This is a genomic window from Enterobacter sp. JBIWA008, from assembly GCF_019968765.1.
Lineage (GTDB): Bacteria > Pseudomonadota > Gammaproteobacteria > Enterobacterales > Enterobacteriaceae > Enterobacter.
Window position 1 is genome coordinate 1,074,994 of record NZ_CP074149.1, and the last position, 17,232, is coordinate 1,092,225.

The 17,232-nt window shown below is 55.8% G+C and carries 16 protein-coding genes; 3 read left to right on the top strand and 13 right to left on the bottom strand.

Annotated features, from left to right (window positions below; genetic code table 11):
* The first annotated feature begins 49 nt into the window (after positions 1-49).
* A complete protein-coding gene (gene thiL / locus KGP24_RS05230; protein WP_223562587.1) occupies positions 50-1,021 on the top strand; it encodes a thiamine-phosphate kinase in 972 nt (323 codons plus the stop codon).
* A gap of 69 nt (positions 1,022-1,090) precedes the next feature.
* On the opposite strand, the gene KGP24_RS05235 is transcribed toward thiL, so the two are convergent.
* The 4 genes from KGP24_RS05235 to xseB all read right to left on the bottom strand — a co-directional run bounded on the left by KGP24_RS05235 (position 1,091) and on the right by xseB (position 5,159).
* Positions 1,091-2,065, bottom strand: a complete 975-nt coding sequence (locus KGP24_RS05235) for an aldo/keto reductase (protein WP_223562588.1) — start codon at positions 2,063-2,065, stop codon at positions 1,091-1,093.
* 64 nt (positions 2,066-2,129) lie between these two features.
* Positions 2,130-3,992: a 1-deoxy-D-xylulose-5-phosphate synthase gene (gene dxs, locus KGP24_RS05240; protein WP_223562589.1), complete on the bottom strand. Its 1,863-nt coding sequence runs from the start codon at positions 3,990-3,992 to the stop codon at positions 2,130-2,132.
* Between the two features lie 24 nt (positions 3,993-4,016).
* Positions 4,017-4,916 (bottom strand): (2E,6E)-farnesyl diphosphate synthase, encoded by a 900-nt coding sequence (ispA, locus tag KGP24_RS05245; RefSeq protein WP_223562590.1) that lies wholly within the window; start codon positions 4,914-4,916, stop codon positions 4,017-4,019.
* Positions 4,917-5,159: an exodeoxyribonuclease VII small subunit gene (gene xseB, locus KGP24_RS05250; RefSeq protein ID WP_008503331.1), complete on the bottom strand. Its 243-nt coding sequence runs from the start codon at positions 5,157-5,159 to the stop codon at positions 4,917-4,919.
* A 191-nt stretch (positions 5,160-5,350) separates the two neighbouring features.
* On the opposite strand from xseB, the gene thiI reads away from it, so the two are divergent.
* On the top strand, positions 5,351-6,799 hold the full coding sequence (gene thiI / locus KGP24_RS05255; RefSeq protein ID WP_223562591.1) for a tRNA uracil 4-sulfurtransferase ThiI: 1,449 nt from the start codon (positions 5,351-5,353) through the stop codon (positions 6,797-6,799).
* A 66-nt stretch (positions 6,800-6,865) separates the two neighbouring features.
* Here the strand turns inward: thiI and yajL are convergent, their stop codons facing one another.
* Both yajL and panE read right to left on the bottom strand, forming a co-directional pair.
* Positions 6,866-7,456: a protein deglycase YajL gene (yajL, locus tag KGP24_RS05260; protein ID WP_223562592.1), complete on the bottom strand. Its 591-nt coding sequence runs from the start codon at positions 7,454-7,456 to the stop codon at positions 6,866-6,868.
* Positions 7,419-8,330, bottom strand: a complete 912-nt coding sequence (gene panE, locus KGP24_RS05265) for a 2-dehydropantoate 2-reductase (protein WP_223562593.1) — start codon at positions 8,328-8,330, stop codon at positions 7,419-7,421. Before panE ends, yajL begins: the two co-directional genes overlap by 38 nt.
* 121 nt (positions 8,331-8,451) lie before the next feature.
* On the opposite strand from panE, the gene KGP24_RS05270 reads away from it, so the two are divergent.
* On the top strand, positions 8,452-8,943 hold the full coding sequence (locus KGP24_RS05270; protein ID WP_023334701.1) for a YajQ family cyclic di-GMP-binding protein: 492 nt from the start codon (positions 8,452-8,454) through the stop codon (positions 8,941-8,943).
* A 32-nt stretch (positions 8,944-8,975) separates the two neighbouring features.
* Here KGP24_RS05270 and KGP24_RS05275 read toward each other — a convergent pair whose 3' ends face one another.
* From KGP24_RS05275 to ampG, 7 genes are all read right to left on the bottom strand, one after another.
* Complete coding sequence (locus tag KGP24_RS05275) at positions 8,976-10,337, bottom strand: MFS transporter (protein WP_223562594.1); 1,362 nt, start codon at positions 10,335-10,337, stop codon at positions 8,976-8,978.
* A gap of 150 nt (positions 10,338-10,487) precedes the next feature.
* A complete protein-coding gene (cyoE, locus tag KGP24_RS05280; protein ID WP_013095848.1) occupies positions 10,488-11,375 on the bottom strand; it encodes a heme o synthase in 888 nt (295 codons plus the stop codon).
* Between the two features lie 11 nt (positions 11,376-11,386).
* Complete coding sequence (locus KGP24_RS05285; protein ID WP_006176899.1) at positions 11,387-11,713, bottom strand: cytochrome o ubiquinol oxidase subunit IV; 327 nt, start codon at positions 11,711-11,713, stop codon at positions 11,387-11,389.
* Positions 11,713-12,327: a cytochrome o ubiquinol oxidase subunit III gene (locus KGP24_RS05290; RefSeq protein WP_006176900.1), complete on the bottom strand. Its 615-nt coding sequence runs from the start codon at positions 12,325-12,327 to the stop codon at positions 11,713-11,715. Before KGP24_RS05290 ends, KGP24_RS05285 begins: the two co-directional genes overlap by 1 nt.
* Positions 12,317-14,308 carry a cytochrome o ubiquinol oxidase subunit I gene (gene cyoB / locus KGP24_RS05295; protein ID WP_223562595.1) on the bottom strand — a complete coding sequence of 664 codons (1,992 nt, stop codon included), beginning with the start codon at positions 14,306-14,308 and terminating at the stop codon, positions 12,317-12,319. The genes KGP24_RS05290 and cyoB overlap by 11 nt, the downstream gene beginning before the upstream one ends.
* 16 nt (positions 14,309-14,324) lie before the next feature.
* On the bottom strand, positions 14,325-15,272 hold the full coding sequence (gene cyoA, locus KGP24_RS05300) for a cytochrome o ubiquinol oxidase subunit II (protein ID WP_148244055.1): 948 nt from the start codon (positions 15,270-15,272) through the stop codon (positions 14,325-14,327).
* Between the two features lie 478 nt (positions 15,273-15,750).
* Positions 15,751-17,226 (bottom strand): muropeptide MFS transporter AmpG, encoded by a 1,476-nt coding sequence (ampG, locus tag KGP24_RS05305; protein ID WP_223562596.1) that lies wholly within the window; start codon positions 17,224-17,226, stop codon positions 15,751-15,753.
* Positions 17,227-17,232: the final 6 nt, after the last annotated feature.

Below are 17,232 nucleotides of genomic sequence, written 5' to 3' on the forward strand. Positions count from 1 at the left end.
AAGGGCAGTGCGGCTCCGGTTTTTTCTTTTATTTGCTGAGGCATAACGTATGGCATGCGGCGAATTCTCCCTGATTGCCCGTTATTTCGACCGTGTCAGAACCGCTCGTCTTGATGTTGAAACCGGCATTGGCGATGACTGTGCACTTCTCAATATTCCCGAAAAACAGACGCTGGCAATCAGCACCGATACCTTAGTGTGTGGACGTCATTTCTTACCGGATATCGATCCTGCCGATCTGGCGTATAAAGCGCTGGCCGTTAACGTCAGCGATCTGGCGGCGATGGGTGCCGATCCCGCGTGGCTGACGCTGGCTTTGACCCTGCCAGAAGTGGATGAAGCCTGGCTAGAAGCCTTTAGCGATGCGCTGTTTGAGCAGCTTAGCTATTACGATATGCAGCTGATTGGCGGTGATACCACTGCCGGGCCGCTGTCGATGACGCTGGCGATCCACGGCTATGTGCCGTTCGGCCGCGCGCTGAAGCGCTCGGGCGCAAAACCAGGCGACTGGATCTACGTGACAGGTACGCCGGGCGATAGCGCTGCAGGGCTGGCGATCCTCCAGGACCGCTTAACCGTGAAGGACGCTGACGATGCGGCGTATCTGATGAAACGCCATCTGCGCCCGACGCCGCGTATTCTGCACGGTCAGGCGCTGCGCGAGCGGGCAAGCTCAGCTATCGATCTCTCTGACGGTCTCACCTCAGACCTCGGGCATATCCTGAAGGCCAGCGGCGTAGGTGCGCGCGTTGACCTGGATCTCTTTCCGCTGTCTGAGCAACTGCTTCGCCATGTGGAACCTGAGCAGGCGCTGCGCTGGGCGCTGTCCGGTGGTGAAGACTACGAGCTGTGCTTCACGGTGCCTGAGCTCAACCGTGGAACGCTGGACGTGGCGTTAGCGCATCTCGGCGCGAAGTTTACCTGCATCGGTCAGATCATGCCGGAGAGTGAAGGGCTTAAGTTTGTGAAAGACGGTGCGCCCGTTACGCTGGACTGGAAAGGGTACGATCACTTCGCGTAATTTTTTGCCGGGTGGCGGCTCCGCCTTACCCGGCCTACGTGTCTTGTTCCCTCTCCCTGTGGGTAGGGCTTACTTAAACCCCACCACCGGATGCGGCTGATACGGCGTCTCCAGCTCGGCAATCTGCTCCGGTGTCAGCGTGATATCCACCGCATTCAGCAGCTCATCCAGCTGTTCTTCCCGGGATGTGCCAATAATCGGTGCCGCAACGCCGCGTTTACCCAGCAACCATGCCAGCGCTACCTGGGCGCGCGTTGCACCGGTATCGTCGGCAATCCCGGCTAAACGTTCGGCAATCAGCGCATCGCTGGCTTCTGTACCGTCATAGAGATTTTTTCCCACTTCATCCGATACCAGGCGAGCCGTGGTTTCCCCCCATGGACGGGTCAGGCGGCCGCGTGCCAGCGGGCTCCACGGGATCACCGCCACGCCCTCCTGATGGCATAGCGGCAACATCTCGCGTTCTTCTTCACGATAGATCAGATTGTAGTGATCCTGCATGGTGACAAAGCGCGCCCAGCCGTGCTGTGCCTGGAGAGCCAACGCCTGGGCAAACTGCGACGCGTGCATAGACGATGCGCCGATGTAACGCGCTTTCCCGGCTTTGACCACCTCGTTCAGTGTCTCCAGCGTTTCTTCAATCGGCGTGTTGTAATCCCAGCGGTGAATTTGCAGCAGGTCGACGTACTCCATGTTCAGGCGTCTGAGGCTGTCATCAATGGAGCGCAGGATCTGCGCGCGAGAAAGGCCCTCAGCCAGGTCGCCTGACGGATAGTAGACCTTGGTGGCGACGACGATGTCATCACGACGGGCAAAATCGCGCAGGGCGCGGCCGACAATTTCCTCGCTGCTGCCGTCGGAGTAGCTGTTGGCGGTGTCAAAGAAGTTAATGCCGCCCTCGATGGCGCGTTTGATAATCGGACGGCTGCTCTCTTCCGGTAGCGTCCAGGCGTGATTACCCCGATCGGGCTCGCCAAAGGTCATGCATCCCAGACAAAGTCGGGAAACCTTAAGGTCCGTTTTTCCTAATGTTGTGTATTGCACGGTTCCGCTCCTGCTGTTTAAACACCAGGTTTAAGCATAGCAGGAGCGGAAAAGGGGGAAGGGGTCAGTCCAGCCAGGCGCGGATTTTGGCTTCGATACCGGCCTCGTCCAGGCCAATCGCCGCGCGGGCTTCGTCCTGAGTACCCTGAGGAATGAAATGATCCGGCAGGCCGAGGTTCAGCACCGGCACGGCTTTACGGTTTGCCATCAGCACCTCGTTCACGCCGCTGCCCGCGCCGCCCATGATGGCGTTTTCTTCCAGCGTGACCAGCACGTCATGCGTTTGCGCCATACTCAGGATCAGGGATTCGTCGAGCGGCTTCACAAAGCGCATATCCACCAGTGTAGCATTCAGCGTTTCAGCCACTTTCGCGGCCTCTGGCATCAGCGTACCGAAGTTTAGGATCGCCACTTTTTCGCCGCGACGCTTCACCAGACCTTTACCTATCGGCAGCTTTTCCAGCGGCTGGAACTCAACGCCTACCGCATTGCCGCGCGGGTAGCGAACGGCGCTTGGGCCATCCTGGTAGTGGTAGCCGGTAAACAGCATCTGACGACATTCATTTTCGTCGCTTGGCGTCATGACAACCATATCCGGGATACAGCGCAGGAACGACAGGTCAAACGCGCCCTGGTGCGTCTGGCCGTCGGCGCCGACGATGCCCGCACGATCGATAGCAAACAGTACCGGCAGCTTCTGAATCGCCACGTCATGGATCACCTGATCGTAGGCGCGCTGCAGGAAGGTGGAATAGATAGCGACAACCGGCTTGTAGCCGCCAATGGCCAGGCCCGCTGCAAACGTCACCGCATGCTGCTCGGCAATGGCGACGTCGAAATACTGGTCAGGGTATTTTCTGGAGAACTCCACCATGCCGGAGCCTTCGCGCATGGCCGGGGTGATCGCCATTAGCTTGTTGTCTTTCGCGGCGGTTTCACACAGCCAGTCGCCGAAGATTTTGGAATAGCTCGGCATGCCGCCGCTGCTTTTTGGCAGACAGCCGCTGGACGGGTCAAATTTCGGTACCGCGTGGAAGGTAATCGGATCTTTTTCCGCCGGTTCGTAGCCACGCCCTTTTTTGGTCATGATGTGCAGGAACTGCGGGCCTTTCAGGTCGCGCATGTTCTTGAGCGTGGTCACCAGACCCAGCACGTCATGGCCGTCAACCGGGCCAATATAGTTAAAGCCCAGCTCTTCAAACAGGGTGCCCGGCACCACCATGCCTTTGATGTGTTCTTCGGTACGCTTGAGCAGCTCTTTAATCGGCGGTACGCCGGAGAAGACTTTCTTGCCGCCTTCACGCAGCGACGAGTAAAGCTTGCCGGAGAGCAGCTGGGCCAGATGGTTGTTCAGCGCGCCGACGTTCTCGGAGATCGACATTTCGTTATCGTTGAGGATAACCAGCATGTCCGGCTTGATATCGCCCGCGTGGTTCATAGCTTCGAAAGCCATACCGGCGGTAATGGCCCCGTCACCAATTACGCAGACGGTACGGCGCTGTTTGTTCTCTTTTTCGGCGGCAACGGCAATACCGATGCCCGCCGAAATGGAGGTAGAGGAGTGGCCGACGCTCAATACGTCATACTCGCTCTCACCGCGCCACGGGAACGGGTGCAGGCCGCCTTTCTGACGAATGGTGCCAATTTTATCGCGACGTCCGGTCAGAATTTTGTGCGGATAAGCCTGGTGGCCCACGTCCCAGATGAGCTGATCGAACGGCGTGTTATAGACGTAGTGCAGCGCCACGGTCAGCTCTACCGTGCCAAGCCCTGAGGCGAAATGGCCGCTGGAGCGGCTTACGCTGTCGAGCAGGTAGCGACGCAGCTCGTCGCACAGCTTCGGCAGGCTCTCTTTCGGCAGCAGACGTAACTCCTGGGTGGAGTCAACTAACGCCAGTGTCGGGTATTTGGCAATATCAAAACTCATCAAAGGCTCATCGAGATATGTAGTTTATTTATCACGCTGGATTATATAGTCCGCTAGCGCTTCCAGTGCCGAGGTATCCAGCGATTGCGCGGCCAGTTCATTTAGCGACTGGCGGGCATCGTCAATCAGATCCCGGGCTTTACGTTGGGCTTGCTCAAGGCCCAGCAGGGCGGGGTAGGTACTTTTGCCAAGCTGCTGGTCCGCACCCTGACGTTTACCCAATGTTGCAGTATCGCCCACCACATCCAGAATGTCATCCTGAACCTGGAATGCCAGACCGATACTTTCTGCGTATCTGTCCAGAATCGGCAGGGCTTTGCGCCCTTGTTCACCCGCGCTCAGCGCGCCCAGGCGAACGGCTGAACGAATCAACGCCCCGGTTTTATGGCGGTGAATACGCTCCAGCTGTTCCAGATTAACCTGACGTCCTTCCGCTTCAAGATCCAGCGCCTGTCCGCCGCACATGCCGGCCACGCCGCTGGCCATTGCCAGTTCGGAGATCATCGCCAGGCGGTCGCGATCAGCCACTTCTGCCATCGGCGCGTCGCTCAATATCGAGAACGCCAGCGTTTGCAGGGCATCACCCGCCAGAATGGCATTCGCCTCGCCAAACTTGATATGGCAGGTGGGTTGACCCCGACGCAAATCGTCGTCGTCCATGGCCGGGAGATCGTCGTGGATCAGCGAGTAGGCGTGGATGCACTCAACGGCGGCTGCCGGGGCGTCCAGCGTGTTATCGCTGATGCCAAACATGTTGCCGGTGGCGTACACCAGGAACGGGCGCAGGCGCTTTCCACCCAAGAGTGCGCCATAGTGCATGGCTTCAACCAGAGGAGTGTTCTGAAAAGGCTGTGGCGCAATAAATCGGCGCAGGGCGTCGTTGGCACGCATGACGCGCGCCTGAAGCTCGTTGGCAAAATCCATTTACTCGGCGTCCGGTGTGAAAGGCGTGGTTTTCGCGTCTTCGCTGTCGGAAAGCAGGATCTGCACGCGCTGCTCGGCCTGCTGCAGTTTGACCTGCCCCTGGCGCGCCAGCTGCACGCCGCGTTCGAATTCATTGAGCGCCTCTTCCAGCGGGAGATCGCCGCTCTCAAGACGGGTAACGATTTGCTCCAGTTCACTCAGCGCAGTTTCGAAACTGGCCGGTGCGTCGTTCTTCTTCGGCATAGTGAATTGACTCTTATATTCTCAGCCCCGACATGGTAACGGACTCAGGGCAATTATCAAATAACGCGCAATGTGCACAGGAGCGGCGCGATGGTGGTATACTTGCGCGCCTGGATGCAGCCACGGGTGTGGGCTGCTGTACTCTTTTCCATTACAAGCCTTAATACGCTTGCCTAAGAAACATTGCCGCCATGAAGTTTATCATTAAATTGTTCCCTGAAATCACCATCAAAAGCCAATCTGTGCGTTTGCGCTTTATTAAAATTCTCACCGGGAACATTCGTAACGTATTAAAGCACTACGACGAAACCCTCGCCGTGGTGCGCCACTGGGACCACGTTGAGGTCCGTGCTAAAGACGAAAGCAAACGTCAGGATATTCGCGACGCGCTGACCCGTATTCCGGGGATCCACCATATCCTGGAAGTGGAAGATGTTCCGTTCAGCGATATGCACGACATTTTCGAGAAAGCGCTGGTGCAGTACCGCGACCAGATCGAAGGCAAAACCTTCTGCGTGCGCGTGAAGCGTCGCGGCAAGCACGAGTTCAGCTCCATTGAAGTGGAACGTTACGTCGGCGGCGGTTTAAACCAGCACGTTGAAACGGCGCGCGTACGTCTGACCAACCCGGACGTGACCGTGAACCTGGAGATCGAAAACGATCGCCTGCTGCTGGTGAAAGGGCGCTATGAAGGTATCGGCGGCTTCCCGATTGGCACCCAGGAAGACGTATTGTCCCTGATCTCCGGCGGCTTCGACTCCGGCGTTTCCAGCTATATGCTGATGCGTCGCGGCTGCCGCGTGCACTACTGCTTCTTCAACCTGGGCGGCGCGGCGCACGAAATCGGCGTACGTCAGGTGGCGCATTACCTGTGGAACCGCTTCGGCAGCTCCCACCGCGTGCGTTTCGTGGCGATCAACTTTGAACCCGTGGTCGGCGAAATCCTCGAAAAAGTGGACGACGGCCAGATGGGCGTGGTGCTGAAGCGCATGATGGTGCGTGCGGCGTCCAAAGTGGCCGAGCGCTACGGCGTGCAGGCGCTGGTCACCGGTGAAGCGCTGGGTCAGGTTTCCAGCCAGACGTTGACCAACCTGCGTCTGATCGACAACGTGTCTGATACGCTGATCCTGCGCCCGCTGATCTCCCACGATAAAGAGCACATCATCGATCTGGCTCGCGAAATCGGCACAGAAGATTTTGCCCGCACCATGCCGGAATACTGCGGCGTTATCTCAAAAAGCCCAACGGTGAAAGCGGTGAAGGCGAAGATCGAAGCGGAAGAAGAGAACTTCGATTTCAGCATTCTGGAAAAAGTGGTGGCGGAAGCCTCCAACATCGACATCCGCGAGATTGCCCAGCAGACCGAGCAGGAAGTTGTTGAAGTTGAAACCGTGAGCGGTTTCGGCGCTAACGATGCGATTCTGGATATCCGCTCTATTGACGAGCAGGACGACAAGCCGCTGCAGGTGGAAGGCGTAGAAGTGGTTTCTCTGCCGTTCTATAAGCTGAGCACTAAGTTTGGCGATCTCGACCAGAGCAAAACGTATCTGCTGTGGTGTGAGCGTGGGGTGATGAGCCGCCTGCAGGCGCTGTATCTACGCGAGCAGGGCTTTGCGAATGTGAAGGTGTATCGCCCGTAGTTTATTGCCGGGGAGTGCGGCCTGATGCCCTCACCCCGACCCTCTCCCACGGGGAGAGGGAGACGCCTATTCGTAGTAGTTATAAATCCCCGCCGGCATCACCAGCGACGACGCCACTTCGTACGCTTTCTCGCGCCCGACCAGCAGGTCAATAATCTTTAAGCCAAAATCAATCGCGGTGCCTGGCCCCTGGCTGGTCAGCAGGTTGACGCGCGGATCCCAGACGACGCGTTTATCCACCCAGTGCTCTTCCGGGATCGTATCCTTCAGCCCCGGGAAGCCGGTCATATTGCCGATGGGGAAGATATCGTGCGGAACCAGAGCCGTTCCTGCTGCGGCACAGATAGCCGCGACGATACGGCCGGATAAATGAAACTGACGCACGGTCTCAACCAGCAGCGGGCTGTCGCGAAAACATTCCGCGCCTTTTAGACCGCCGGGCAGTACGATGATGTCGTAATCTCCGTCAGCCACCTGAACAAGCGGTGCATCCGCGAGGATTTTCACCCCGCGTGAACAGGTGATTGCCAGGCTACCGTCGCTGGCGACGCTGGCGGTGGTGACCTTAATGCCGCCGCGCACCATCAAATCAATGGTGGTGACCGCTTCCATCTCTTCGCTACCAGGGGCGAGGCAGATCAGTGCTGACGCGCTCATATTCACTCTCCTTACGTTTAACCAGGTCATACAGACGGGCGTTTTCCGGCACGGCGATGCCGTGCGCGCGGGCGCGTTTTAGCAGATAGCCGGTGATGTAGTCGATCTCCGTGTGGCGTAAGGCCCGAACATCCTGCAGCATCGAGGAGATGTTTTCTGCAGTACTTTCAATGACCTGCTCGACGTAACAGCGCAAATCGTCCGCTGAGGTATGCAGGCCTTCCCGCTCAACGACCGCTGCGACTTCCGCACACAGCGTCGCAACGTCCTGCGGATGATTTTTCAGCTCCCCGTTCGGGCAGTTCCATAGCGCTGTCAGCGGATTGATCACGCAGTTTACCGCCAGCTTCCGCCACAGCTGAGGGCGGATGTTGTTGTGCCAGGCCACGTCCGGCAGCACCTTTTGCAGCACATCGGCAAGATAGCTGTAATCTCCATCCTGAGCCCTGGCGGGGCCGATATGCGTCACGCCGCTGGCGACATGCACGATGATGTTGCCGTCGCGACGGGCAGCGTGCGTGGTCGTCGCCATCAGCAGGGGCTGCGGGACGTTTTTCAGCTCATCAAGCGTTCCCATGCCGTTATGCAGCAGCAGAATGGGGGAAGTGGAGGGGAGCTGCGCGGCCAGCGTCTTTACCGCATCTGAAACCTGCCACGCTTTGAGCGTCACCAGTAAAAGGTCGCTTTGCGCCAGGAAATCAGGATCGTTCGCGGTGAGGGATTCGTTAAAGATGCTTCCGTCTTCACCAATCAGGTTTACACTGCAATAGGGTTGGGGCACGCGCAGCCAGCCCTGAACCTCATGTCCGTGCTTGCACAGCGCGGTCAGCCACAGCTGACCAAGCGCTCCGCATCCGAGCACCGTAATTTTCATTTTTCCTCCTCACCTGCAACTGCGCCAGGTGTTACAGCTTAATTATACAGCTAAGCTTCTGTTGAGTTATGCCTCGTAGCGGGTATTATGCAACGCAACAAAAGTGAAGGGAGAAGAAAAGATGCCATCTTTCGATATTGTTTCCGAAGTTGATATCCAGGAAGTTCGCAACGGCGTTGAGAACGCAACCCGCGAAGTTGAGTCACGTTTCGATTTTCGTGGCGTTGAGGCGTCGTTTGAGCTGAACGACGCAAATAAGACCATTAAGGTGCTGAGCGAGTCTGATTTCCAGGTGAATCAGCTGCTCGACATTCTGCGCGCCAAGCTGTTAAAGCGCGGCATCGAAGGGACGTCTCTGGATGTGCCGGAAGAGTTTGTGCACAGCGGTAAGAACTGGTTTGTTGAAGCCAAACTGAAGCAGGGCATTGAGAGCGCGGTGCAGAAGAAGATCGTTAAGCTCATTAAAGACAGCAAGCTGAAGGTGCAGGCGCAGATCCAGGGCGAAGAAATTCGTGTAACCGGTAAGTCCCGCGATGACCTCCAGTCCGTAATGGCGCTGGTGCGCGGCGGCGATCTGGGACAACCGTTCCAGTTTAAAAATTTCCGCGATTAATATAAAAAAGCCCGGTTTAACCGGGCTTTTTTTCAGGCTTTGAGCGCCTGTTCGACCTCAAAGCGGTTGGTCATTTTACTGTCTATTTTGACGTAAGCGCTGCGCTCTTCCGGGACAATGAGCACCTCCGTCACGCCCTCTTTGGCTTCCAGACGCTGTTTCAGCACATCGCTGATTTCCACATCATCCGGGATTTCTACCCGCAGGCTGCTCACGTAGCGCGGCTCTTTCATGGTGCTGGCGACCAGCAGCCAGACTGTTGCCAACAGCGCGCCGGCGAGAAACACGGTTTGCGAATCAAACAGGCCGTCCACCCAGCCGCCGAGCGAGCCGCCGATCGCCACGCCGAGAAACTGGCTGGTGGAGTAAATGCCCATCGCCGTGCCTTTATACCCGGCGGGAGACTCTTTGCTGATAAGCGAAGGCAGCAGGGCTTCCATCAGGTTAAAGGCCAGGAAGAACAGCTGTACGCCGGCAATCAGCTCCCAGAAGTGCGGGCCGGCACCCCAGAGCACGATCTCGGCAATCAGCAGGACCGCCACGCAGCCCGCGAAGACGCGCTTCATTTTGCGCTTCACTTCGGCGTAGATGATGAACGGCACGACGGAGACAAACGAAATCAGCATCGTGACCAGATAAATTTTCCAGTGCTCAGCCGCCGGGAAACCCGCTGCAGCAAGCTGGCCGGGCAGGGCGACAAAGGTCGACATCAGCAGGATATGCAGACACATAATGCCAAAGTTCAGCTTGAGCAGGCGCGGCTCGACAATCACCTTGCTGAAGCAGCCTTTTACCATCCCCGATTCACGGTTGAGGACGTGGTTTTTGCTGTCCGGCACGACCCACAGGGTTAAGACAATACCGATGGTTGCCAGCACGGCAATCATCCAGAACAGGGCGTGCAGACCCAATGCGTGCGTAATGATGGGGCCCAGCACCATCGCAATCGCAAACGTCACGCCAAAGCTCACGCCGATGAACGCCATCGCTTTGGTGCGGTTTTGCTCGCGGGTTAAGTCGGACAGCAGCGCCATCACCGCGGCGGCAATCGCTCCGGAACCCTGCAGGGCGCGGCCGAGAATAATCCCCCAGATGGAGTGGGAGAGGGCGGCAATAACGCTTCCAAGCACAAAGACCAGCAGCCCGCCGACTATCAGCGGCTTTCGGCCCACCCGGTCAGAGAGCAGGCCAAACGGGATCTGGAAGACCGCCTGCGCCAGACCGTAGATGCCAATTGCGAGCCCAATCAGCGCCTCGCTGGCCCCCTGTAGCGCCATACCGTACGTGGTCAGAACAGGCAGGACCATAAACATGCCAAGCATCCGCAGCGAGAAGACAGTCCCCAAGCCCCAGGTCGCGCGTAGCTCGCCTGGCGTCATTTTATAATCGTTCATTACCACCTCAGTTCAAAAGCAGGCCATAGTGTAGTGCGGGGAAGGGGCGGGGTAAATAAAGGGTTATTTAACAAATATTACATGCTTTATTAATAGATTCAGTGAATAAAAAAAGGGTGCCGAAGCACCCCTTTATTCACCTGTTTTGGCTTACCAGACGTAAGTCAGCAGGTTGTGTGAATCTGGTACCATGAAGTCCACGGACATCATCACGGACAGCGAGGTGATGGCCACAATCGAGAACACAAACAGTTTGCGCGCCCAGACTTTGTCATCTTCCACTTTGTAACCGCGCAGCGCCATACCGAGCCACCAGACGCTCACCGCAGCCGCTACCGCCAGATATTTATATCCAGCGTAACCACCCAGAGAGAGCATCAGCGTTGCCACGGCAAAGGCGATGATGTACAGCGTGATGTGGTTCTTGGCAACGGAAATGCCCTTCACGACCGGCAGAACCGGGATGTTCGCTGCCTGATAATCCTTGAAGCGGAAAATCGCGATGGCATAGGAGTGCGGCATCTGCCACAGGCTAAAGATAGCCAGCAGGATCAGCGCACCGCTGTCGAACTCGTTCGTGACGGCGCAGTAGCCAATCACCGGCGGCGCAGCGCCGGAGAGAGAACCAATCAGCGTGCCGTAGACGGAGTGGCGTTTCATATACAGGCTGTAGACGCCCACATACACCACGAACCCCATCACCCCCAGCCAGCAGGCCAGCGGGTTAGCACCGAACCACAGCAGCATAAAGCCAGCAATACCCAGCAAGGTGGCGTACACCAGCGAGACGGAAGGGGCGATCAGGCCTTTCACCAGCACCCGATTTTTGGTCCTTTCCATCTTCTTGTCGATATCCATGTCGATGTAGTTGTTAAATACACAACCGGACGCAACAACCAGTGACACACCGACCAGCGTGTAGATAAAGAGGGTGTAATCAATGCTGCCCTTAGAGGCCAGCAGGAACCCTCCGATCACGGAGATCAGGTTGCCAAAGATGATGCCTGGTTTCGTTACTTGCAGGTATTGCTTAAACATACTCGCCGCTCTTAGTGAACCATCATGTTGTAGTTGAGGTTCCACATAATCCAGATGGAACCGACTACCAGGATAGCGATGATAATCACGGTAAAGATGAAGGCGGTCATATTCCAGCCTTCATCGGACTTGGTGTTCATGTGCAGGAAGCAAACCAGATGCACCAGAATCTGAATCACCGCGGTCACCAGGATTGCACCCAGGATAACCGGTTTAGACGCAGAACCGCTCATCACCATCCAGAACGGGATCACCGTCAGGATGATCGACAGGATGAAACCTGTCATGTAGGTTTTTACGCTACCGTGGGAAGCGCCATGATCGTTTGAATGACTCATTACATCGCCCCCATCAGATAAACAACAGAGAACACACAGATCCACACCACGTCCAGGAAGTGCCAGAACAGACTCAGGCACATGATACGGGTACGGTTAGTGCTGGTCAGGCCGCGACGGGATACCTGGAACATCAGTACCGCCATCCAGATCAGACCAGAGGTGACGTGCAGACCGTGGGTACCAACCAGCGCGAAGAACGCGGACAGGAAGCCACTGCGATCCGGACCGAAACCTTCCATGATCAGGTGATGGAATTCATAGATTTCCATCCCGATAAATCCAGCACCAAACAGCCAGGTCAACGCCAGCCAGGAAACAACCTGGCTCTTGTTGTTTTTATACATGGCGATAGCCGCCATGCCGTAGGTGATGGAGCTGAATAACAGCAGTGCGGTTTCAACCAGAACGAACGGCAGTTCAAAGATGTCCTTGCCGGTCGGGCCGCCCGCTGTGCCGTTCACCAGAACGGCATAGGTCGCGAACAGACAGCAGAACAGAATGCAGTCGCTCATCAGGTAGATCCAGAAACCGAAGACTTTCATCGGTCCTGTATCGTGGTGCGCATGTTCATGCGCGTGGGCAGTTGAGTGCGCCAGAGTATCAGTTGCCATTTTTCAGCCCCGCTTTAGAAATCTCGTCGAAATGCTGATTTTCCAGCTTCTCAACTTCACGGACTGGTACGTAGTAGTCCACGTCCTCGTCAAAGCTCTTCACAATCCAGCTGATTACGATGCCGGCGAAGCCAACAATCGCCATCCACCAGATGTGCCAGATCATTGCGAAACCAAATACCGTTGCGAAGGCGGCAATGACAATGCCCGCACCGCTGTTTTTCGGCATGTGGATCTCTTCGTAATGAGCAGGTTGCTTGTACGCTTCACCTTTTTCTTTCATTTCCCAGAATGCGTCGCGTTCATGAATCTGCGGCACGATGGCAAAGTTATAGAAAGGCGGTGGAGAAGAGGTCGCCCACTCCAGCGTACGGCCACCCCATGGGTCACCGGTCAGGTCACGGTTCTGATCGCGATCGCGAATTGACACGTAGAACTGAATCAGCTGAGACGCGATACCACAGGCAATCAGCACCGCGCCGCCCGCTGCAACCATCAGCATTGGGTGGAACTGCGGATCAATCTGCTGGCTCAGACGACGGGTCATACCCATGAAGCCCAGCACGTACAGCGGCATAAATGCCACGAAGAAGCCGATGATCCAGAACCAGAACGCGCGTTTACCCCATTTTTCGTTCAGCGTGAAGCCGAACGCTTTTGGCCACCAGTAGGTTACGCCAGCGAAGCAGCCGAAGACCACGCCACCGATGATAACGTTATGGAAGTGCGCAATCAGGAACAGACTGTTGTGCAGCACGAAGTCAGCACCCGGTACCGCCAGCAGTACGCCGGTCATCCCACCTACGGAGAAGGTCACGATGAAGCCGATAGTCCACAGCATCGCTGAGTGGAACACGATACGGCCCTGATACATGGTGAACAGCCAGTTGAAGATCTTCACCCCGGTAGGAATGGCGATAATCATGGTGGTGATACCGAAGAAGGCGTTTACGTTCGCGCCCGCACCCATGGTGAAGAAGTGGTGCAGCCAAACGATGAACGACAGAACGGTAATACACACGGTTGCCCACACCAGAGAGGTGTAACCAAACAGACGTTTACGCGAGAAGGTTGCCGCGATTTCGGAGAACACGCCGAACACAGGCAGAACCAGAATGTACACTTCCGGGTGACCCCAGGCCCAAATCAGGTTGATGTACATCATCATGTTGCCACCCATATCATTCGTGAAGAAATGGGTGCCCAGGTAGCGGTCCAGGGTCAGCAGCGCGACGGTGACGGTCAGAATTGGGAAGGAGGCAATAATCAGGATGTTGGCGCACAGAGATGCCCAGGTAAATACCGGCATCTTGAACATGGTCATGCCAGGTGCACGCATCTTGATAATGGTCACAAAGAAGTTGATACCGGTCAGGGTAGTACCGACACCGGAGAGCTGAAGCGCCCAAATCCAGTAGTCGACGCCAACGCCCGGACTGTACTCAATTCCTGACAGCGGCGGGTAAGCCAGCCAGCCGGTCTGCGCGAATTCGCCCACACCCAGTGACAGGTTAACCAGGATAACGCCGACAACCGTGAACCAGAAGCTCAGGTTGTTCAGGAACGGGAACGCCACGTCGCGCGCGCCGATTTGCAGCGGAACGACAACGTTCATCAGACCGATAACCAGCGGCATCGCCACGAAGAAGATCATGATAACGCCGTGGGCGGTAAAGATCTGATCGTAGTGGTGCGGCGGCAGGAAGCCGGCTTCACCCGCAGAAGCGAGTGCCTGCTGGCTACGCATCATGATCGCATCCGCAAAGCCACGAATTAACATGACGATACCGACGATGCAGTACATGATACCGAGTTTTTTGTGGTCAACCGAAGTCAGCCACTCGTTCCACAGGTAGCTCCACTTACCGAAGTAAGTGATCAGGGCCAGTAAGGCCGCGCCACCAATGATAATTGCAGCCACCGTAACCACGATAATCGGTTCATGGTAGGGCACTGCATCCAGTGTCAATTTTCCGAACATTTTCTTCCTCGGCCCCTTAGTGAGCGGTTTCCGCGTGGCTCATGTCCATGCCTTCCATACCTTCGTGCGCGCTGTGCTCGCCTTCTGGCTGGGTCATGTCCATGCTCTTGCCGTGATCCATAAATTTGCCAATAACTTCTTTGAACAAATCTGGTTTCACATTAGAGAAGTACTCCACCTTATTGTATTCGCTAGGCGCAGCCACTTTATCGAACGCCGCCATGTCAGACATGGTGTTTGGAGACTGCTTCGCTTTTTCAACCCACTGGTCGAAAGCGGCACGGTCTGGCGTCGCAATAGCTTTGAACTTCATACCTGAGAAGCCCGGGCCGCTATAGCTGGCGGAGATACCATCATAGGTGCCTGCTTCATTTGCGATCAGGTGCAGGTTGGTCTGCATACCGGCCATCGCGTAAATCTGGCTACCCAGACGTGGGATGAAGAAGGAGTTCATTACGGAGTTGGAGGTCACTTTGAACTGAACCGGAGTGTTCGCCGGGAAGGCGATTTCATTCACGGTAGCAATACCCTGCTCTGGATAGATGAAGAACCATTTCCAGTCCATGGAGACCACTTCAATGGTAATAGGTTTCTCATCGTGAACCAGCGGTTTGCTTGGCTCAAGTGCGTGAGTGGTTTTCCAGGTCAGTACGGCAAGGAACAGGATGATCAGAATAGGTACCGTCCAGACCACAGCTTCCACTTTATTGGAGTGTGACCAGTTAGGGCTATACTTCGCATCTTTATTGCTCGCACGATACTTCCAGGCGAAACCAACAGCCATCAAAATGGCAGGAATAACCACAATCAACATCAGGCCAAAAGCCGTCAATATCAGTGAACGTTGTTCCAGTCCAATCTGTCCTTTGGGGTCTAGTAGTGCAGAATCGCAGCCACTGAGTAATACAGTGCCCGCGAATAATGACAACCATCCCAAACTTTTATTGTATTTCCCGAGTCTCATTTAACGACCTCAATTCCACAGAGTCTGGTGGCGTTTAAAGTGTGCGGGCATTTTACGGGAAGGTTACATTACTGTAAACATCATTAGGCCTGTGTCAGGAAGGTGTTACCGGGTTCTGCCGCACGTGTCACAAGTGTTGCAAATTATGTCGGTTTTTATGACCGAAGCCGCATGGCATGGGCTTTATAACGAAAGGACCCCCAAGCATACCCTAAAAGGGACAATTGGTATAACCATTGTTGAAAATAAACAAAAAATTAACAATTAATTATCAATAAAAAGACATCTTAAAAACGAAAAATCAAACTCTGGTATGCTGAATCGTTTAATGAAAAATAACGTTTTGGAATGGGAGCCAATAATTTCCAAATCCTATCCCGCACAAAACAACAAATATTTTTTTCAGCGCTTGGTAGCTATTTCGGCGTTATAATTTCGGTTGGTGATTACAACGGGAAATAACCTTTCGCATTTTTCTTCAGGTCATCTGCGTTTTACGCAACGCCATGAAATCAAGCAGACCTCCGATCAGGATCCCGGCGATAGCCAGCAGGGCGCCTGCGTCCAGCAGAAGGGCTTCGAAGGGGAGTGCCAGCGACGTGCTGGCATTAATAATGAGTACCACCAGCCAGAGTGCTAGCGCAACGCAGCCGACCATTAACAGACGTAACGCAAAACGGTAGGCGCGGCGATATTCGGTGCGCGGCATAAAATGTTCTGTCCGCTGGGTATATTCAAGCGTCTCACGGCAGACCAGCAGCAATAAAATTCCCGGCACGGCAGCCACGACCGAGAAGAGATAAAATGTTGGCCAGCCATGAGCTTCTACGAACCAGCCGGCAATCGGGCCGACGTAAACGCGGCCAACGGCGGAGAGCGCCGAGAGCAGAGCGAACTGGGTAGCGGAAAACGATTTGTTGCACAGGCTCATCAGCAGGGCGACAAACGCCGCTGTGCCCATGCCGCCGCAGAGGTTTTCGAAGAACACCGCCGCGGCCATGCTGATCGTGTGTTTGTCGGTAATCGACAGCAGCCAGTAGCCTGCGTTAGAGGCGCCCTGAAGGATGCCGAAAATCAGCAGCGCGCGAAAAAGCGTCAGGCGCTGCATCAATACGCCGCCATAAAGCGCGCCGACAATGGTCGCAAACAGCCCCAGCGTTTTATTCACCACTCCCACTTCACCGGCATCAAAACCGACACCGCGGATCAGGAAGGTGGTGGTCAGGCTCATGGCAAAAGCATCGCCAAGCTTATAAAGGACGATAAGCAACAGAATTAGCCAGGCGTTGTTGCGGCCAAAGAAATCACGAAGCGGTTCGGCGACAGCCTGCTCCAGCGAGCGGGGAACCGGGATGACATCACTCGGTTCGGGCGCGAACAGCGTCGCGATAATGCAGGGGATCAGCAGGGCGGCCATCAGCCAGTACATGCCCTGCCAGCCGAGGTGACGGTCGGCGAGCCACAGCGCCAGCCCGCCGGAGACCAGCATCCCGAGGCGGTAGCCCAACACGCTGATTGCCGCGCCAGCGCCGCGCTCTTCCGCAGGTAACACGTCCGTCTTCCAGGCATCGAACACGATATCCTGAGAGGCGGAACAGAAGGCAATCACCACCGCAAGCGCGGCCATCCAGCGAAGCTGCGTTGTGGGTTCAAGAAAACCCATCGCCGCAATGGCCAGCAGCAGCAGGATCTGCGTCATCACTAACCAGCCGCGTCGACGCCCGAGGAAAGGCGGCGTGTAGCGATCCATGACCGGAGACCACAGGAACTTAAAGACATAGGCCTGGCCCACAAGCGAGAAGAAACCAATGGTTTTAAGATCGATGTTCTCAACCGTCATCCACGCCTGAAGCGTGCCGGAAGTGAGTGCGAGGGGTAAACCCGAGGCGAAGCCGAGGATCAGCAGAATCGCTGATTTCGGTTGCTGGAAAATGCGTAAGTAGTTGCTGGACATGTTTTT